Source organism: Cytobacillus firmus NBRC 15306, assembly GCF_001591465.1.
In the GTDB taxonomy this organism is placed as follows: domain Bacteria; phylum Bacillota; class Bacilli; order Bacillales; family Cytobacillaceae; genus Cytobacillus; species Cytobacillus firmus.
Map to the genome: position 1 here is coordinate 1 of NZ_BCUY01000085.1, position 15,484 is coordinate 15,484.

General features: G+C 45.5%; 16 protein-coding genes. 15 read left to right on the plus strand and 1 reads right to left on the minus strand.

What is annotated here, in order from left to right; genetic code table 11:
• The first annotated feature begins 61 nt into the window (after nt 1–61).
• The 5 genes from BFI01S_RS18025 (at nt 62) to BFI01S_RS18045 (ending at nt 5,635) form a co-directional block, all read left to right on the plus strand.
• Complete coding sequence (locus BFI01S_RS18025) at nt 62–1,135, plus strand: phosphotransferase family protein (RefSeq protein ID WP_172581925.1); 1,074 nt, start codon at nt 62–64, stop codon at nt 1,133–1,135.
• Between the two features lie 32 nt (nt 1,136–1,167).
• On the plus strand, nt 1,168–2,943 hold the full coding sequence (locus BFI01S_RS18030; protein ID WP_061793835.1) for an acyl-CoA dehydrogenase FadE: 1,776 nt from the start codon (nt 1,168–1,170) through the stop codon (nt 2,941–2,943).
• A 25-nt stretch (nt 2,944–2,968) separates the two neighbouring features.
• Nucleotides 2,969–3,946, plus strand: coding sequence for a quinone oxidoreductase family protein (locus tag BFI01S_RS18035; RefSeq protein ID WP_061793836.1), 978 nt, complete (start codon nt 2,969–2,971; stop codon nt 3,944–3,946).
• A 117-nt stretch (nt 3,947–4,063) separates the two neighbouring features.
• A complete protein-coding gene (locus BFI01S_RS18040) occupies nt 4,064–4,837 on the plus strand; it encodes a class I SAM-dependent methyltransferase (protein WP_061793837.1) in 774 nt (257 codons plus the stop codon).
• A 12-nt stretch (nt 4,838–4,849) separates the two neighbouring features.
• Nucleotides 4,850–5,635, plus strand: a complete 786-nt coding sequence (locus BFI01S_RS18045) for an SDR family oxidoreductase (protein ID WP_061793838.1) — start codon at nt 4,850–4,852, stop codon at nt 5,633–5,635.
• A 211-nt stretch (nt 5,636–5,846) separates the two neighbouring features.
• On the opposite strand, the gene BFI01S_RS18050 is transcribed toward BFI01S_RS18045, so the two are convergent.
• A complete protein-coding gene (locus tag BFI01S_RS18050; protein WP_061793839.1) occupies nt 5,847–7,022 on the minus strand; it encodes an MFS transporter in 1,176 nt (391 codons plus the stop codon).
• A 109-nt stretch (nt 7,023–7,131) separates the two neighbouring features.
• Between BFI01S_RS18050 and BFI01S_RS18055 the strand changes: the two genes are divergently transcribed.
• The 10 genes from BFI01S_RS18055 to cysC all read left to right on the plus strand — a co-directional run bounded on the left by BFI01S_RS18055 (nt 7,132) and on the right by cysC (nt 15,457).
• Entirely contained in the window at nt 7,132–8,175 is a 1,044-nt protein-coding gene (locus BFI01S_RS18055) for a DmpA family aminopeptidase (RefSeq protein ID WP_061793840.1), read from the plus strand.
• 138 nt (nt 8,176–8,313) lie between these two features.
• The gene (locus BFI01S_RS18060) at nt 8,314–8,505 is read left to right on the plus strand and encodes an IDEAL domain-containing protein (protein ID WP_035329894.1); all 192 of its coding nucleotides are present in this window, start codon (nt 8,314–8,316) and stop codon (nt 8,503–8,505) included.
• A gap of 309 nt (nt 8,506–8,814) precedes the next feature.
• Nucleotides 8,815–9,036 (plus strand): hypothetical protein, encoded by a 222-nt coding sequence (locus BFI01S_RS18065; protein ID WP_061793841.1) that lies wholly within the window; start codon nt 8,815–8,817, stop codon nt 9,034–9,036.
• A gap of 85 nt (nt 9,037–9,121) precedes the next feature.
• Entirely contained in the window at nt 9,122–9,964 is an 843-nt protein-coding gene (locus BFI01S_RS18070; protein WP_061793842.1) for an ABC transporter ATP-binding protein, read from the plus strand.
• A 63-nt stretch (nt 9,965–10,027) separates the two neighbouring features.
• Nucleotides 10,028–11,014, plus strand: coding sequence for a Gfo/Idh/MocA family protein (locus tag BFI01S_RS18075; protein WP_061793843.1), 987 nt, complete (start codon nt 10,028–10,030; stop codon nt 11,012–11,014).
• 638 nt (nt 11,015–11,652) lie between these two features.
• Nucleotides 11,653–11,775, plus strand: coding sequence for a DUF2292 domain-containing protein (locus tag BFI01S_RS24120; RefSeq protein ID WP_410377368.1), 123 nt, complete (start codon nt 11,653–11,655; stop codon nt 11,773–11,775).
• A gap of 101 nt (nt 11,776–11,876) precedes the next feature.
• Nucleotides 11,877–12,593: a phosphoadenylyl-sulfate reductase gene (locus BFI01S_RS18080; RefSeq protein ID WP_061793844.1), complete on the plus strand. Its 717-nt coding sequence runs from the start codon at nt 11,877–11,879 to the stop codon at nt 12,591–12,593.
• A gap of 15 nt (nt 12,594–12,608) precedes the next feature.
• A complete protein-coding gene (gene cysP, locus BFI01S_RS18085; RefSeq protein WP_061793845.1) occupies nt 12,609–13,673 on the plus strand; it encodes a sulfate permease in 1,065 nt (354 codons plus the stop codon).
• 26 nt (nt 13,674–13,699) lie between these two features.
• On the plus strand, nt 13,700–14,845 hold the full coding sequence (gene sat / locus BFI01S_RS18090) for a sulfate adenylyltransferase (RefSeq protein WP_061793846.1): 1,146 nt from the start codon (nt 13,700–13,702) through the stop codon (nt 14,843–14,845).
• Between the two features lie 12 nt (nt 14,846–14,857).
• The gene (gene cysC / locus BFI01S_RS18095; protein ID WP_061793847.1) at nt 14,858–15,457 is read left to right on the plus strand and encodes an adenylyl-sulfate kinase; all 600 of its coding nucleotides are present in this window, start codon (nt 14,858–14,860) and stop codon (nt 15,455–15,457) included.
• Nucleotides 15,458–15,484: the final 27 nt, after the last annotated feature.

Sequence of the window (15,484 nt, forward strand, 5' to 3'; positions counted from 1 at the left end):
CCTCTGAGTCTTGAAGTGGGGATCTTACTGCCCGTTAGACTGCGATAAAAAGGAGGTCCACATGCCGAAGCAAATGAGCCAGGATACCATTCCCGTTAGAAAAGGAGAGCAATTGAACACGGATGAATTGGAAAAATTCCTGCGGACTGAAATCGGGAATCTTCCAAATGAACCGCTCGATATCCTGCAGTTCTCTGCAGGTCACTCCAATCTGACATATCAGCTGAAAATAGGAGATTGGGAAGCCGTGCTCCGCCGGCCGCCGCTTGGGCCGGTCGCTCCGAAAGCTCATGACATGGAGAGGGAATTCAGAGTGATTTCTGAAATCCACCCTTTTTTCAAGGAAGCCCCTAAGCCGCTCCTATTTACGAAGAATAGTGAAATCACAGGGGCACCGTTTTTCATTATGGAAAGGCGGCATGGAGTTGTTTTAGATACCTCCTTCCCTGAAGGAATGGAACCGGACGAGGGAGTATGCAGCAGGCTGTCCGAAGTTATGGTTGATAAACTTGCCGAACTTCATTCCATTGACTATAAGAAAACCGGATTAGCCGAAATCAGCAATCCTGATGGATTTATGGATAGGCAGGTGCATGGCTGGATCGGCCGGTATGATCGGGCAAAAACGGATGAAGTTTCTGATGCGGATATGCTGAAAAAGTGGCTGATCGGCCATATCCCGGTAAGTCCCGATCCTTCCATCATTCATTATGATTACAAGCTGAACAATGCAATGTTCAATGAGGATTTTACAGAAATGACAGGCCTTTTCGATTGGGAAATGGCCACGGCAGGCGATCCGCTTGCAGACCTTGGTGCAGCGATGAGCTATTGGATTCAGGGAGACGATCCCGATCTGCTCAAGTTTGGTTTAGGAAAACCCCCGGTAACCGTTCTTAGCGGTTTTTACTCCCGCAGAGAATTTATGGAGGCCTATGCGAAAAAGACCGGGCGTGATCTCGGCAGCATGAATTTTTATTTAACATTTGCTTACTTCAAGCTGGCCGTCATTTGCCAGCAAATCTATTATCGCTACAAGAAAGGCCAAACATCTGATCCTCGATTTTCACAATTCAATAGATTCGTTAAAGTACTCCTGAAACATGCTGTACAGGCTGCAGATGAGAAAATTTGAGATGAATAGATGCAAGGAGAGTGAATCCGTATATGGAAAAAGTAAACACAGCCAATCGCGGTGCGAGTTTTTTGTTCGCAAAGCTTAATCCTGAAACACTTTTCACACCCGAAGATTTTACAGATGAGCATATCTTAATCGGAAAAACGGCTAAACAATTTACTGAAAAAGTGGTTCACCCTGAAAAGGAACGGATCGAAAACCAGAATTTTGAGCTGGTTACGGATTTACTGAGGAAGGCGGGCGGACTTGGTCTGCTTGGCCATAGCATTCCCGAAAGATACGGCGGTCTGGGCCTGGATAAAATCAGCAAGGGGATCGTCGGTGAAAACATTGCCTCATCAGGCGGTTACGGGGTAGCCCACTCCAACCATACCTGCATTGCGACCCTGCCGATTACTTACTTCGGAACGACTGAGCAAAAAGAAAGGTATTTGCCGAAGCTTGCCTCTGGGGAGTACATTGGCGCTTACTGCCTGACAGAACCTAACGCAGGATCTGATGCTCTTTCCTCACAGACTACGGCCGTTCTGAATGAAGAAGGAACCCATTATATTTTAAATGGCACCAAAATTTATATTACGAACGCTGTATTTTCTGATACATTCATTGTTTATGCCAAAGTGGACAGCCGGCATTTTACCGCATTTATCGTCGAACGGAACACTCCGGGGCTATCCCTTGGCCCGGAAGAAAATAAGATGGGCATCAAAGGATCTTCAACCAGGTCGGTCATTTTTGAAGATTGTCCTGTGCCAGCAGAAAATTTGCTTGGGGAAGTGGGCAAGGGCCACATCATTGCTTTGAACGTCTTGAATTTGGGCCGTTTCAATTTAGGTTCTGCCTGCATGGGCGCAGCCAAAACCGGCTTGAAGAAAGCCCTCCAATTCACAGGTGAAAGAAAGCAATTTGGGAAATCGATCGCAGATTTTCCGGCTACCAAAGAAAAAACGGCGAAGATGGCAGCCAGAATTTATGCCTCTGAATCACTGCAATACCGCACCGCAAGCCTGCTGGAAGAATCACTGGGAGATTTATACGATTCATCTGATTTAAAGCTTATTGGAAAAAGAATGAGCGAATATGCCACAGAATGTGCGATCTGTAAGGTGTTTGGCTCGGAAACACTGGATTATACGGCAGATGAAGCACTGCAGCTTCATGGCGGTGCGGGATTCATCAAGGAATACGGTGTGGAACAAATGTATCGGGATTCCCGCATTAACCGTATTTTTGAGGGAACAAATGAGATTAATAGACTGCTGATCCCTACACACCTTTTCCGTAAAGCGCTGAAGGGTGAAATCGATTTGTCCGCCAGAGTGGAGGAAGCGATTGTTCAGTTGAGTAAACCGGATCCAATTAGGCAGGCGATTTTTGAGAAAGAGAGAGCAGCGGTTGATACGATAAGAAACCTATTCCTGCTGAATGCCGGACTCGCTTATGAAGCATTTGGCAGCACACTTGTTCATGAACAGGAAGCCCTAATGAAGCTTGCGGATCTCGCCATTGCCCTGTATGCAGCAGAATCAGCTGTCTATCGGACTTACAAAACCATTCTGAAAAATGGCGAAGAAAAAGAAGAATTGAAAATTCAGCTGTCCAGGACTTTTCTGGAAGGGGCAATTTGGGAAGCTGAAAGGCTATCCCGCCAGCTGGTGTCAGAATTGGCTTCAGATGAGAAAAGAGATGCGCTGATCGGAGTAGTCATCCGGGAATGCAGCAGGTTCAGCTCCTTTGGGAAAGAAAGTGCGAGGAACCGCAGAATAGCTGAGCTTGTTTATGAAAAAGGCGAATATTGCTGCTAGAAATATAGAGAAGGAGTGTTTGAAAATGAAAGCCATTCAATTCAAAGAATATGGGGGACCTGAAGTTCTTAACGTAATCGAAATGGACCGGCCGCAGCCGACCGGACGGGATGTTTTAATCGAAGTGCATGCCATCGGAGTGAACTATGCCGATACCGCAAGAAGAGAAGGGCAGTATGTGGTGCCGACTCCTCTGCCGTTCATTCCGGGTGCAGAGGTGGCAGGTGTTGTCGCAGCAGCAGGTGAAGAGGCGAGTATTCCGGTTGGCACTAGAGTCGTGACGCTAATTGAATCAGGCGGCTACTCGGAATATGTTACAGCCGATGAAAGGGGTCTGATTCCGCTGCCGGAAGGACTGGATTTCAATCTTGCTGCGGCACTGCCCCTGCAAGGACTGAGTGCCTATCATATTTTAAAAACGATGGGCCGGCTTGAAGCGGGTGAAACCGTCCTAGTCCATGCAGCCGCAGGAGGGGTGGGAACACTTGCCGTTCAGCTTGCAAAATTATTCGGGGCCGGAACTGTCATTGCTACTGCCAGCACAGATGAAAAACTGCAGCTTGCAAAAGAAATGGGGGCAGATGTTCTCGTCAACTACACAAATGACGGCTGGGAAAATGAAGTACTCGAAGCAACTGGCGGAAAAGGTGTGAATGTGGCACTCGAAATGGCAGGCGGGGAAATTTTTAATAAAACCCTGAAATGCCTTGCCACCTTTGGCCGCCTGGTCATTTATGGTGTGGCAAGCGGGGAGCAGAGCCGGTTTTATCCTTCTTCCTTAATGGGGCGGAACCAATCAGTCATCGGATTTTTCCTGCCGCAGATTATGAGGAAACCGGAATTGCTGCATCCGAGCATGAAGGAATTATTATCTTACGCAGGCCAGGGAAAGCTGAAGCTGACCATTGGGGAGGTCCATCCGCTTGAGGACGCTGCCAGGGTACATGAGCGGATGCAGTCGAGGCAAACAAAAGGAAAGCTTATTCTTGTACCTGCAAGATAAAAGGAAGCCTGCCATTTCACCAAGTGGCAGGCTATTTTTCAATTAATCAGACAGGATTATAGGGATTTGTATAGAAAATAAGTAGTAGATACGAATTTTTGATGGTGGTGATTATATATGGAAAAGGATGAGATCAAGAAAAAGGTACAAAATACTTTCGGTAAAAACGCTGAAAAATATGTAACAAGCAAAATTCATGGAGATGCCGCTGAATTAGATCAGCTCGTTCAAACCCTGAATCCGCAGAAGGATTGGGTGGTGCTGGATATCGCGACAGGCGGCGGGCATGTGGCCAAAAGTCTGGCACCCTTCGTTTCCCAGGTCTTCGCAGCTGATTTGACAAAAGAAATGCTGGCCAATACCGCACGCCACCTGGAAAGCTATAAAAATATCTGGTATATCATTGCAGATGCGGAAGCTCTGCCATTTCTGGATGAGTCCTTTGATGCTGTCACCTGCCGGATTGCTCCCCACCATTTTCCCCATCCGGAAAAGTTCATTGCTGAAGCTGGCAGGGTTTTAAAGCCGGGGGGAAGCTTTCTGTTAGTCGATAATGTATCACCAGATGAAAAAGAGCTCGCAGACTATATGAACACTGTTGAAAAATTGCGGGATGACAGTCATTGCCGCTGTTTGTCTGCGGCAGAGTGGAGAAAGCTATTTGCTGCTTCGGGACTAAATGAAACGAACACGAAAAGCAGGAAGAAAACCTTTGAATTCCCTTCCTGGGTGAGGCGGACGGCTGAAAGTGATGAACAGATCAGTGCAGTCGAAGAGTATATTCTGCAGGCTGATCAGGCTGCGGCGGATTATTTTCAAATTGAACTTCATGAAGGCAAGGTCCAATCCTTTAAAGTGGATGAATGGATGGCTCTTTATGTAAAACAATAGGAGGAAATTGAGATGGATTTAAACCTGAAAAATAAAAAAGCGCTTGTCGTGGCATCAAGCCAGGGCCTCGGAAAAGCAATTGCAGCACAGCTTGCAAAAGAAGGCACCAATGTAATGATAACAAGCAGGGACGAAGCAAAACTGAAGAGTGTTCAAAAGGAATTCCGTGAACAATTCAATGCCGATGTTGAGTATTACCGCGCAGATGTAACGAACCCTGAGGATATTAAAAGCTTGATTAAGCATACAGCTGAAACCCTTGGGGGAATTGATATTTTAATCAACAATGCCGGAGGGCCTCCTGGGGGGACGTTTGAAAACCTAACAGATGAAGACTGGGAAAAAGCGTTTCAGCTAAATCTATTAAGCCATGTCAGACTGATCCGTGAAGCACTTCCTGAATTAAAGAAAAATGGCGGCAGGATCATTAATATAGCATCATCAAGCATTAAGCAGCCGATACCGGGCCTGCTCTTATCGAATACATTCCGGCTTGGGATTGTCGGACTGACCAAAACACTCTCAGAGGAATTGGGAGCTTATAATATCTTAATAAATACAGTAGCTCCGGGAAGAATTGCGACCGACCGCGTTGATTATCTGGATCAGCATAACGCGGACCGGCAGAATATCACCAAAGAAGAAGTGGCGGAAAGAGCCAAAAGCAAAATTCCGCTGGGCAGATACGGAACACCGGAAGAATTTGCGAACGTCGTCACTTTCCTTGCCTCCGAAGCCAGCAGCTACGTGACGGGAAGCTCTATTTTAGTAGATGGCGGGATGGTGAAAGCTTTATAGGAGGGGGATGTTGGGGTAGTTATCGTGTCAAGATCAAATTCGGACAGAGAAGTAGGAAAACCTAGAGTTAGAGTCCGAACCTGTCTCAACTTCGGACACAGACCGCGAAAATCCCAAGCTCAAAGTCCGAACCGAGCACACCTCCTGAAAAACTCAGCTAAAATAAAAAGACGATTTTCCACATCTCCTCACTGGAAAATCGTCTTTCTCATTAACCTCGTTTTGTTATCAGGATACAGATATACAGGAGAATTGAAATCACTACCGATCCGGCTGCTGTCAAATAAATCGTGCTGTACCCAAACAAATGAGCGATCTGCCCAAACACGATGGCGCCAATTCCAACTCCCAGGTCAAAAAAGGAGAAGAACGTTGCATTGGCCATCCCCCGCCGATTGGCAGGCGCTTCTTTTACAGACCAGGCTTGAAGGGCCGGCTGGACTGATCCGAATCCGAGACCATAAAGGATTGCAGCTGTATACATAATCATGCTGCTGGGAAGCCATGCCAGCAGGAACATGGCTGCCAAAATCAGCACCGCTCCTGGTAAAAATACAGCCTGGTGGCCTCTTTGATCATATAATCTGCCTGCAAAAGTCCGGGAAATCATTAATGCTATGGCAAACAGCAGGAAGTACCAGTGGATGCCGCCTATCCCTTTTTGGGCTGAGTATATAGGAAGAAATGATGCGATGCCCCCGAAGGTGACGGTGATGAAAAATAAAAGAAATGAAGGCCTTAAAGCACTTTTTTCATAGATGTCCCACCGCTTCAGGGGAACAGTTTGTTTTTCAGCCTGCTTATAGTTGATCCTCGATGACAATACAAGTGCGGCTAAACCCATCAGGGCACAAATTAAAAATAAGAGTTTGAAAGAGATAACTCCGGCGAGCGCCAGTCCGAGGGTGGGGCCGAATGCCAGGGCAATGTTCCCGGAAAGCCCGAAGTAACCCATTCCTTCCCCGCGCCGCTTGGCAGGAATTAAATCAGTGGCAATGGTTCCCGAGGCTGTAGTTGAAAAACCCCAGCCAAATCCCTGGATAATCCTTAATACAAATAAGAAGACTAAACTATTAATAAAACCGAATGAACCAACTGAGAGCACGAAAATTGCAATGCCTGTTAAATAGACAAAGCGCCTGCCCCTCGTCTCCAACATATGCCCTGCATAAGGACGCAATAACAGAGCAGAAAATGTAAAGATCCCAACCACTATACCGATCAGCTGGTCATTCCCGCCCAATTTTTCCACAAAAAGAGGGATCGTGGGCAATGTCATTTGAAATCCGAGAAAAATAAAAAAATTGGACATTAATATAAGCACAAAATCTCTGGTCCAAATCTTCTCAGAGACTGCATTCTGTTTTTTTGCTATAGTTTGAGCCATATAAATCCTCCCAAGAACGATGTAAAATGATTAGGTAATCTAAATATTTTTCTATTATAAATGAAAACAAATGGAAATTCTAATGAATGCCACTTTAAGGAGGAGCCAAATGAAGATTAGAGAAAGAGGAGTAATAATTGGGAAACTCCAGACCGGCAAAAAAAATTGCATTACTGATGTAGAAGGGGTCATGGTAGGGCAAATCACTCTGGACTATCCTATCAATGATAATGAGCAATATGCCTGTACTGGTGTAACCGCAGTTTTGCCTCATGGAAGAAATTTATTCCGTGAAAAGGTCCCGGCAGCAAGCTATGTCATCAATGGCTTTGGAAAAACGACTGGTCTGGTTCAGGTAGAAGAATTAGGACTGATTGAATCTCCCATTATGCTGACAAACACATTTGGAGTTCCGTCGGTCACACAAGGAACGCTGGAATACTTGCTGCGAACCACTCCTGAAATTGGAGACACAACTGGAACGGTCAATATTGTCGTGGGAGAATGCAATGATGGGTACCTAAATTCCATTCGGGCACTTCCTGTGAAACCGCAACATGCAATAGCAGCCATTGAAAATGCCAATCAGGAAAAAGCTGAGGAAGGTGCGGTCGGAGCAGGGAAAGGCATGGTGTGTTTCGGATATAAGGGCGGAGTAGGAGCGTCATCACGAGTCATCAGCGAAGAACAAAGTTCAAAAGACTACATAATCGGGTGCCTGGTGGTCAGCAATTTTGGCAATAAAGATGAATTCCGATTCAGCAAATACGGACTGTCAGAAATTCGGCAGGAAAAAAAGGACACGCCTGATGGCTCGATTATGATTATTTTGGCCACGGACACACCCCTCAGTGACAGGCAGCTGAAAAGGCTTGCGAAGAGAAGCGGCATAGGCCTGGGACGGACAGGAAGCCATTTCAGCAACGGCAGCGGTGACATTGTTATAGCTTTTTCCACCGCTAACAAAATACTTCATGGAAGCAGCAATATGATCGAAACTGCCCAGTTTATCAGAGATGATCACCCTTTAATGAATCAGCTATTTCAAGGTGCAGCCGAGGCGGCGGAGGAAGCGATCCTTAATTCTCTGTCACAGGCAAGGACCACAAAAGGGCGGAAGGGAAGAGTGGTGGAGGGGATGTTTTCCCAATAATTGTTTAAACTATCTCTTGATCGGGTACATTGTATGTAACAAGCTTAGCAGCTGCTGACAAAATTTCCAGCAAATAATGATTTGAATAATCTGAAAACTTCTGTTACAATAGAAAAAAGGTCAAGGGGTTGATTGCAAATGGAAAAACGTCTACTTAACTCGCCGCAACAGTCTGAGGAAAACGTGTCATTGTTAGCAGAACAAGTCCTAAATCAAGCTCTTAAGGAATACCGAATTGAAAAGCTTCGCGAAAAAATTGATGAAGCTCTCACTAGCCGAAACCAAGAAGAATTCATGCGCCTTACGGATGAATTAAAGAAAATCTCTTAAGCAAAGCACATAATTACTAATGTTAAAAAGGCAGCCTGTTCGAAAGAATGGGGCTGCCTTTTGTTGTTTTTAAGCCCAAAATCCGAAGCAGAGAAGGAAAACGGTCATCATACCCGCTCCATACACAGCTTTCTACTGTCCCACCCCAGCCTGTTCCACCAAACTGTTCCAAATCGTTCCAAAACGAAACACTGAAACAATCCCCAAACACATCATGCCTTAGTACAAAGGGCATTCCACATTGGCACAATAATTGCAACAAAAATAACTAAGCAAAAATGAAATAAGAAGCGCAAAGGGGAGGAAGCTATGTTTGATGAGAAATTGGATTTAAGATTGCCTGGGCCGGTGCAGGTTCCGAAAGAAATACAGCGTGCCATGCTGAGAAGTTTTGATCATCCCATGATGGATTACTGGAATCCAGCCTTCCAGGTTGTGCTGCAGGAAACCACTGAAAAGTCCAAAATGATATTCCAGACTGAAAACCTGGTGATCCTAAAACCTGGATGTCCAGAAAAAAGAATGAGCTAAAGACAAAGGATTTCCGGCAGCTTCCGGGGAAGTCTATATTGTCTCTAGCTCTATTTTAATTCAAGGATAGAAGGAGGGTACTAAAATGAGCCATGGGGAATCGAAAAATATCATATCACTGGATAAGATTAGCTGGAAAAGAAATAGGAAGCAGATACTGGACAATGTTTCATGGAAGGTACGGGAAGGAGAGCATTGGGCCCTTTTAGGCTTGAATGGATCAGGGAAAACCACAATTCTGCAAATGATTACCGGCTACCTGTGGCCTAATGGCGGACAGGTGTCCGTTTTAGGAAATCTTTATGGGAAGACCAACATCCCGGAGCTTCGAAAATCCATTGGCTGGGTGAGCACCTCGCTTGACGATAAGTTTCAATATCGGCCATCCGATTCCGCCCTTGAAATTGTTCTGAGCGGAAAATTTGCGTCAATCGGTCTCTATCAGGAAATAACGCAGCAGGACCTGGATCAGGCTAAGGACTTAATGCGGCAGTTCAATATTAGCCATACTGAGAATCAGACTCTCACATCCCTCTCACAGGGGGAGAAACGAAAAGCGATGATTGCAAGAGCGCTAATGGCTTCACCTAAGCTGCTGATTCTCGATGAACCATGCAATGGGCTGGATATCTATTCGAAGGAAGTATTGCTGGCCTCCATTGAAAAAATGGCTGCACAGCCCGATGGTCCCACGATTCTTTACGTTACCCATCATATCGAGGAAATTGTTCCGTCTATCTCCCACACCATGCTGTTGAAGGATGGAAAGGTCATCGCACAAGGGAGTAAGCATCATACATTGACCGATCAGCTGCTTGAAGAAACATTTCGTGTACCAATCTCGGTAGAATGGGAAAACGGCCGTCCCTGGGTGCGGGTAAAACCTTTGTCCAGCCTGACAGAACCTTTCATAATGGCAAATGATTGATTTTTGTCAAATTGTCCTTCATTATATGAAGATATCTTATACATACAAAATGGAGGAATGAAATTGGTTCGTTTCGGAATAGTAGGCACTAACTGGATTACAGAAAGATTTTTAAAAGCGGCACTGCAGGCTGAAGATTTTCAGCTGACAGCTGTTTATTCCCGCACTGAGGAAAAAGCAAAAAAATTTGCAGGCAATTATGGTGTGGAGAGGACTTTTACTGATTTACAGACAATGGCCGCAAGCGGCGAAATCGACGCTGTTTATATTGCAAGCCCGAATTCCCTGCATGCAGAGCAGGCTATTATTTTTATGAAACACAATGTTCATGTTTTATGCGAAAAGCCGATCGCCTCGAATATAAAGGAATTGCAGACGATGATCGCAGCAGCAAGGGAAAACAACGTTCTGCTCATGGAAGCCTTAAAGTCTACCTTTATGCCTAATTTTTTGGCCGTAAAAGAAAACCTTCATAAAATCGGACAGGTTCGCAGGTATTTTGCAAGTTATTGCCAATATTCTTCCCGTTATGATGCCTACAGGCAGGGGACTGTGCTGAATGCATTCAACCCGGAATTTTCGAATGGTTCAATAATGGATATTGGGATTTATTGCATATATCCGCTTGTAGCGTTATTCGGTAAACCAGAAGAGATTAAAGCAGCAGGCTATAAGCTGGAATCCGGTGTTGATGGGGAAGGCAGCATTGTCCTGAAATATCCGGACATGGATGCAGTCATTATGTACAGCAAAATAACCAATTCAAGTCTGCCCGCTGAAATTCAAGGTGAAGAGGGTAATATTGTTATAGATAAAATAAGTACGCCTGAAAAGGTTGAATTGCATTATCGGAACGGAGAGAAAGAGGATCTCACTCAGGACCAATTAAGTGATTCTATGTATTACGAAGCCAAGGAATTCATCCGTTTGGTTCAGGCTGGAAAGACTGAATCTGATATCAACTCCTTTGCAAACTCCATGATAACGATGGAGATAATCGAAGAAGCCCGAAGGCAAATTGGTGTTGTCTACCCGGCAGATCGAAATTAAAGGGAAGGACCTGACATTCTATTGTTCGGTTTTTTTAGTTCTTTTTACATAATAAATAAAAGGGTTTTTTTGGGGTATTAACACACAAGCTTCTGGGACACGCTGCCTGAACAGACAACAAGACAAAACGAAGAAGCAGACGAATAAAATTTTCTGCATCCCCGGTAATCATGCCGGGGGTGTTTTTTGTGCTGAAAAACCTACGTTGGATGTCGTATCTCTGGACAAAGCAATAGCAACCATTGTCAACCTATAGCATTTATACAAGAGTTAAAACAAGCTGCCATATTTCGCCTGATAGACACCACTTATTCAGCAAAAGGTGAAATAAGCTGCCTCCATCCGCAAGATAGACACCACTTATTCAGCCAAAGTCCAAAAAGCTGCATCAATCCCCGGATAAGCAAATGCGAATGGTATATACAAGCTGGTACTATATTAACGGTTTTCAGTGAAGAAAAGCCCATTTATCAGATTTTTATAATTTTCTTTAAATAAGTTGTTGACAATTCCTATTGGTATGGTAGGATTAATCTCAACATCACTAAAAACAAACTAAAAAACGTATCCTTTCCTCAACCCAAAAAAGGAGGCGAGCCTCACTGAAACAGGCAGACTGGGAAGAGTTATCTGCTCATTTGAAGCAGATGCTTCAGAGCATTAAATTCGGATTGATCACGCTGGTCGTCCAGGATGGCAAGGTCATACAACTTGAGAAGAACGAAAAGGTTCGTCTTCAACCAAATAAGCGCGCTGACTAGACAAACTAGAGGCGGTTTTTCCAACAGATGTTATTTTTCAGGCGGGAAGACTGCCTTTTTGATTTTAAAAGATTTCTGGAAAATGAAAGGAGTACTGCAAGATGAGCACTGCAGTAACATATGAAAATTGGAATCAAATCTCAGATGCATTCCCTATTGATGACAAATTAAAAGGCGCAAGCACTGTATTGAAATGGGCTTATGAACATTATCCTGAAGATAAAATTGTCTATGCATCGAGCTTCGGAGCGGAAGCCATCGTGCTGATTGACCTCATCCAGGAAATTAAGCCAGATGCCCATATTGTATTTCTGGACACCGGGCTTCATTTTCCGGAAACCTATGAAGTGATTGATAAAATGGAAGCCCGCTTTCCAAGCCTCAGGATTGAGCGGAAAGAGCCCAAGCTGACACTGGACCAGCAGGCTGCAGAATTCGGTTCAGCCCTTTGGAAGAGGGAGCCGAATTCATGCTGCCAGATCCGCAAAGTGATTCCTTTAAGAGAAGCGTTAACACCAAAGCAAGCCTGGATCTCCGGCCTTCGCCGGGAGCAGTCGCCGACAAGAGCGAATACTCAATTCCTAAACAGGGATGAAAAATTCAAGAATATCAAGATCTGCCCGCTGATTCACTGGACATGGGATGAAGTTTGGTCCTACATCAGGGAAAAAGACCTGCCCTACAACACATTGCATGACCATGGCTATCCTAGCATCGGCTGCTTTCCCTGTACACAGGCAGTCGATGAAAATGGCGATTCCCGTGCGGGCCGATGGTCTGGCACAGGCAAAACTGAATGCGGCCTTCATACGAGCTAAAAGGAGGGTGATACCATGCTTACGATCATAGCGGTCACTGTCGGTTTATTTTTCGCCATGAATATCGGGGCAAGCGGAGCAGCAGCATCCATGGGGATCGCGTATGGTTCAGGTGTCCTGAAAAACCGCATGTTAGCTCTTATTCTTTGCGGCTTGGCCGTATTCTTCGGAGCATGGCTTGGCGGAGGAGAAGTGGTAAAGACGATGGGAAGCGGTATTGTTCCTAAAGAGACATTCACGGTTGCCATTGCGCTGATTGTGATTGCATCTGCTGCATTATCGCTGTTTCTGGCCAATGTATTCGGCATCCCGCTTTCAACCAGTGAGGTGACGGTCGGTTCAGTTGTTGGTGCCGGAATCGTCTACCAATCCGTATTTGCCGGAAAGCTTGCCTGGATCGTTATGTTCTGGCTGCTTACTCCTTTTGCCGCTTTTTTAATTGCCATAGCGGCAGCCGCTTTTTTAAAGAGAAGCTACGTTCAGAACCTGATTAAAAAGCCAAAAGCAACTCCGATTTTAGCCATACTCGTCGTTTTCATGGGCGTGTTTGAAGCATTCTCGGCAGGCATGAACAATGTTGCCAATGCAGTCGGGCCGCTGGTTGGTGCAGGCATTATGAGCACAGGCAGCGGAATCTTCTGGGGCGGGATGTTTGTCGCTTTTGGAGCCGTTCTGCTGGGAAAAAAAGTCCTCGAGACGAATGGTAAAAAGATTACCAAAATCCGTCTTGAAGAAGGCTGTGTCATTTCAGGAACAGGAGCAGGTATTGTTACGATTGCTTCCGTTTTTGGAATCCCTGTCCCTTTAACGCAAATCACCACTTCCTCCATCATCGGAATCGGATTTGTAAACCAGGGACGATCAGTCTTCAAGAAAGACATTGTCGTGCAGCTATTAGTCGTATGGGTCGTCTCACCTGTTTTATCGATGGTCCTATCCTATACGCTTATCCAGCTGCTCATTGAACAAAATGTATATCCGGTGATTGCGATGGCCGGTGTCCTTATCTCCGTTTTCGGAGTGAAATTCTTAATGAATCAGGCACCAGCCAGTGTAAGGCCGATAACTGAAAAAAAGTAAATCCGAAAAAGAAAGGTTGATGAAAAATGGCTCTGCCGAAACCTCATGGAGGAAAATTAATTCAAAGCTATAATCCAAATTATGACCTGACAGGAATTGAAAAAGAAATTTTAATAGATGCCATCGCACTGAGTGATCTGGAACTTATAGGTGTCGGCTTATTCAGTCCTCTGAAAGGTTTCCTAGCTAAAGCAGACTATGAATCTGTTGTTGAAAAGATGAGACTGGCAGACGGAACCATTTGGTCCATTCCGGTTACACTGCCGGTGTCAGCTGAAAAAGCGAAAGAGCTTACAGCTGGTGAAAAGTTTAAGCTGATTCACGAAGGTGAAGTATACGGAGTCATCACGGTATCAGAATGGTATGAGCCGGACCTGAGCAAAGAGGCACGTGAAGTCTACAAAACGGAGGAACTGGCACATCCCGGCGTAAAAAGGCTTTTTGAACGCGGCCCGGTTTATGCTGCCGGCGAGGTAACGCTGATTAAAAAACCTGGCAAAGGCGTAGCAGAGGATGTATGGTTCGAGCCTAAAGATACAAGGGCACTGTTTGAAGAAAAAGGCTGGAAAACAGTAGTTGGCTTCCAGACAAGAAACCCTGTGCACAGAGCACACGAATACATCCAAAAAGCTGCTTTGGAAACGGTGGATGGACTGTTTTTGAACCCGCTTGTGGGTGAAACAAAATCAGATGATATCCCTGCTGATGTCCGTCTAAAGAGCTACCGGGTTCTCCTGGAAAATTACTATCCAAAAGAGCGCACACAGCTGGCTGTCTATCCCGCAGCAATGAGATATGCGGGGCCGCGCGAAGCGATCTTCCATGCCATTGCAAGGAAAAACTTCGGCTGCACACACTTCATTGTCGGAAGAGACCATGCCGGTGTCGGCAATTATTACGGCACATATGATGCGCAGCATATTTTCAGCCATTTTACAGAAGAAGAGCTTGGCATCAAACCGCTGTTCTTTGAGCACAGCTTCTATTGCAATAGATGTGAAGGCATGGCATCTGATAAAACGTGCCCGCACAGCAAAGAAGACCGTGTCATTCTATCCGGCACAAAGGTAAGGGAAATGCTCCGGAACGGAGAGCTGCCGCCATCGACTTTCAGCCGCAAAGAGGTTGTCGAGGTGTTAATAGAAGGCATGAGAGAAAAAGAAACGGTATAAGGGGCGGTTAACATGACAAAGGCTACAAACATCACCTGGCATGAAGCGGCAATTACGAAGGAAGACAGACGGGCACAGAACGGCCACGGAAGTGTGGTCCTCTGGTTTACCGGCTTATCTGGCTCCGGCAAATCCACGATTGCCAATGCTGTATCCCACGAGCTTTTCCGCCAGGGCATCAATGAATATGTCCTCGACGGCGACAATGTCAGACACGGCTTGAATAAAGACCTTGGCTTTTCAGAGGCAGACAGAAATGAAAATATCAGGCGCATTGGGGAAGTCGCGAAGCTGTTTGTGGACAGCGGCAAGATCGTCACAACAGCGTTCATTTCTCCTTTCCGGTCGGACAGGGAAACAGTCAGGGCGCTGTTTGAAGAAGGGGAATTTATTGAAGTCTTCATCGACTGTCCGCTCGAAGAATGCGAACGGCGGGATCCAAAGCAATTATACGCAAAAGCCAGACGCGGGGAAATTAAGGATTTTACAGGAATCGATTCCCCGTACGAAGCACCTGAAAGCCCTGAAATTACGGTCCGATCTGACCGGTACACAGTAGAAGAAGCAGTCGGGCAGATATTAACACATTTGCGTGAAAAGAATATTTTATAAAGTGAAACTTCAATCAGTGGGGGTTTT

Coding starts and splice junctions, on each gene's coding strand:
- BFI01S_RS18025 (WP_172581925.1), top strand. CDS start 62: ATGCCGAAGCAAATGAGCCAGGATACCATTCCCGTTAGAAAAGGAGAG.
- BFI01S_RS18030 (WP_061793835.1), top strand. CDS start 1,168: ATGGAAAAAGTAAACACAGCCAATCGCGGTGCGAGTTTTTTGTTCGCA.
- BFI01S_RS18035 (WP_061793836.1), top strand. CDS start 2,969: ATGAAAGCCATTCAATTCAAAGAATATGGGGGACCTGAAGTTCTTAAC.
- BFI01S_RS18040 (WP_061793837.1), top strand. CDS start 4,064: ATGGAAAAGGATGAGATCAAGAAAAAGGTACAAAATACTTTCGGTAAA.
- BFI01S_RS18045 (WP_061793838.1), top strand. CDS start 4,850: ATGGATTTAAACCTGAAAAATAAAAAAGCGCTTGTCGTGGCATCAAGC.
- BFI01S_RS18050 (WP_061793839.1), bottom strand. CDS start 7,022: ATGGCTCAAACTATAGCAAAAAAACAGAATGCAGTCTCTGAGAAGATT.
- BFI01S_RS18055 (WP_061793840.1), top strand. CDS start 7,132: ATGAAGATTAGAGAAAGAGGAGTAATAATTGGGAAACTCCAGACCGGC.
- BFI01S_RS18060 (WP_035329894.1), top strand. CDS start 8,314: ATGGAAAAACGTCTACTTAACTCGCCGCAACAGTCTGAGGAAAACGTG.
- BFI01S_RS18065 (WP_061793841.1), top strand. CDS start 8,815: ATGTTTGATGAGAAATTGGATTTAAGATTGCCTGGGCCGGTGCAGGTT.
- BFI01S_RS18070 (WP_061793842.1), top strand. CDS start 9,122: ATGAGCCATGGGGAATCGAAAAATATCATATCACTGGATAAGATTAGC.
- BFI01S_RS18080 (WP_061793844.1), top strand. CDS start 11,877: ATGAGCACTGCAGTAACATATGAAAATTGGAATCAAATCTCAGATGCA.
- cysP (WP_061793845.1), top strand. CDS start 12,609: ATGCTTACGATCATAGCGGTCACTGTCGGTTTATTTTTCGCCATGAAT.
- sat (WP_061793846.1), top strand. CDS start 13,700: ATGGCTCTGCCGAAACCTCATGGAGGAAAATTAATTCAAAGCTATAAT.
- cysC (WP_061793847.1), top strand. CDS start 14,858: ATGACAAAGGCTACAAACATCACCTGGCATGAAGCGGCAATTACGAAG.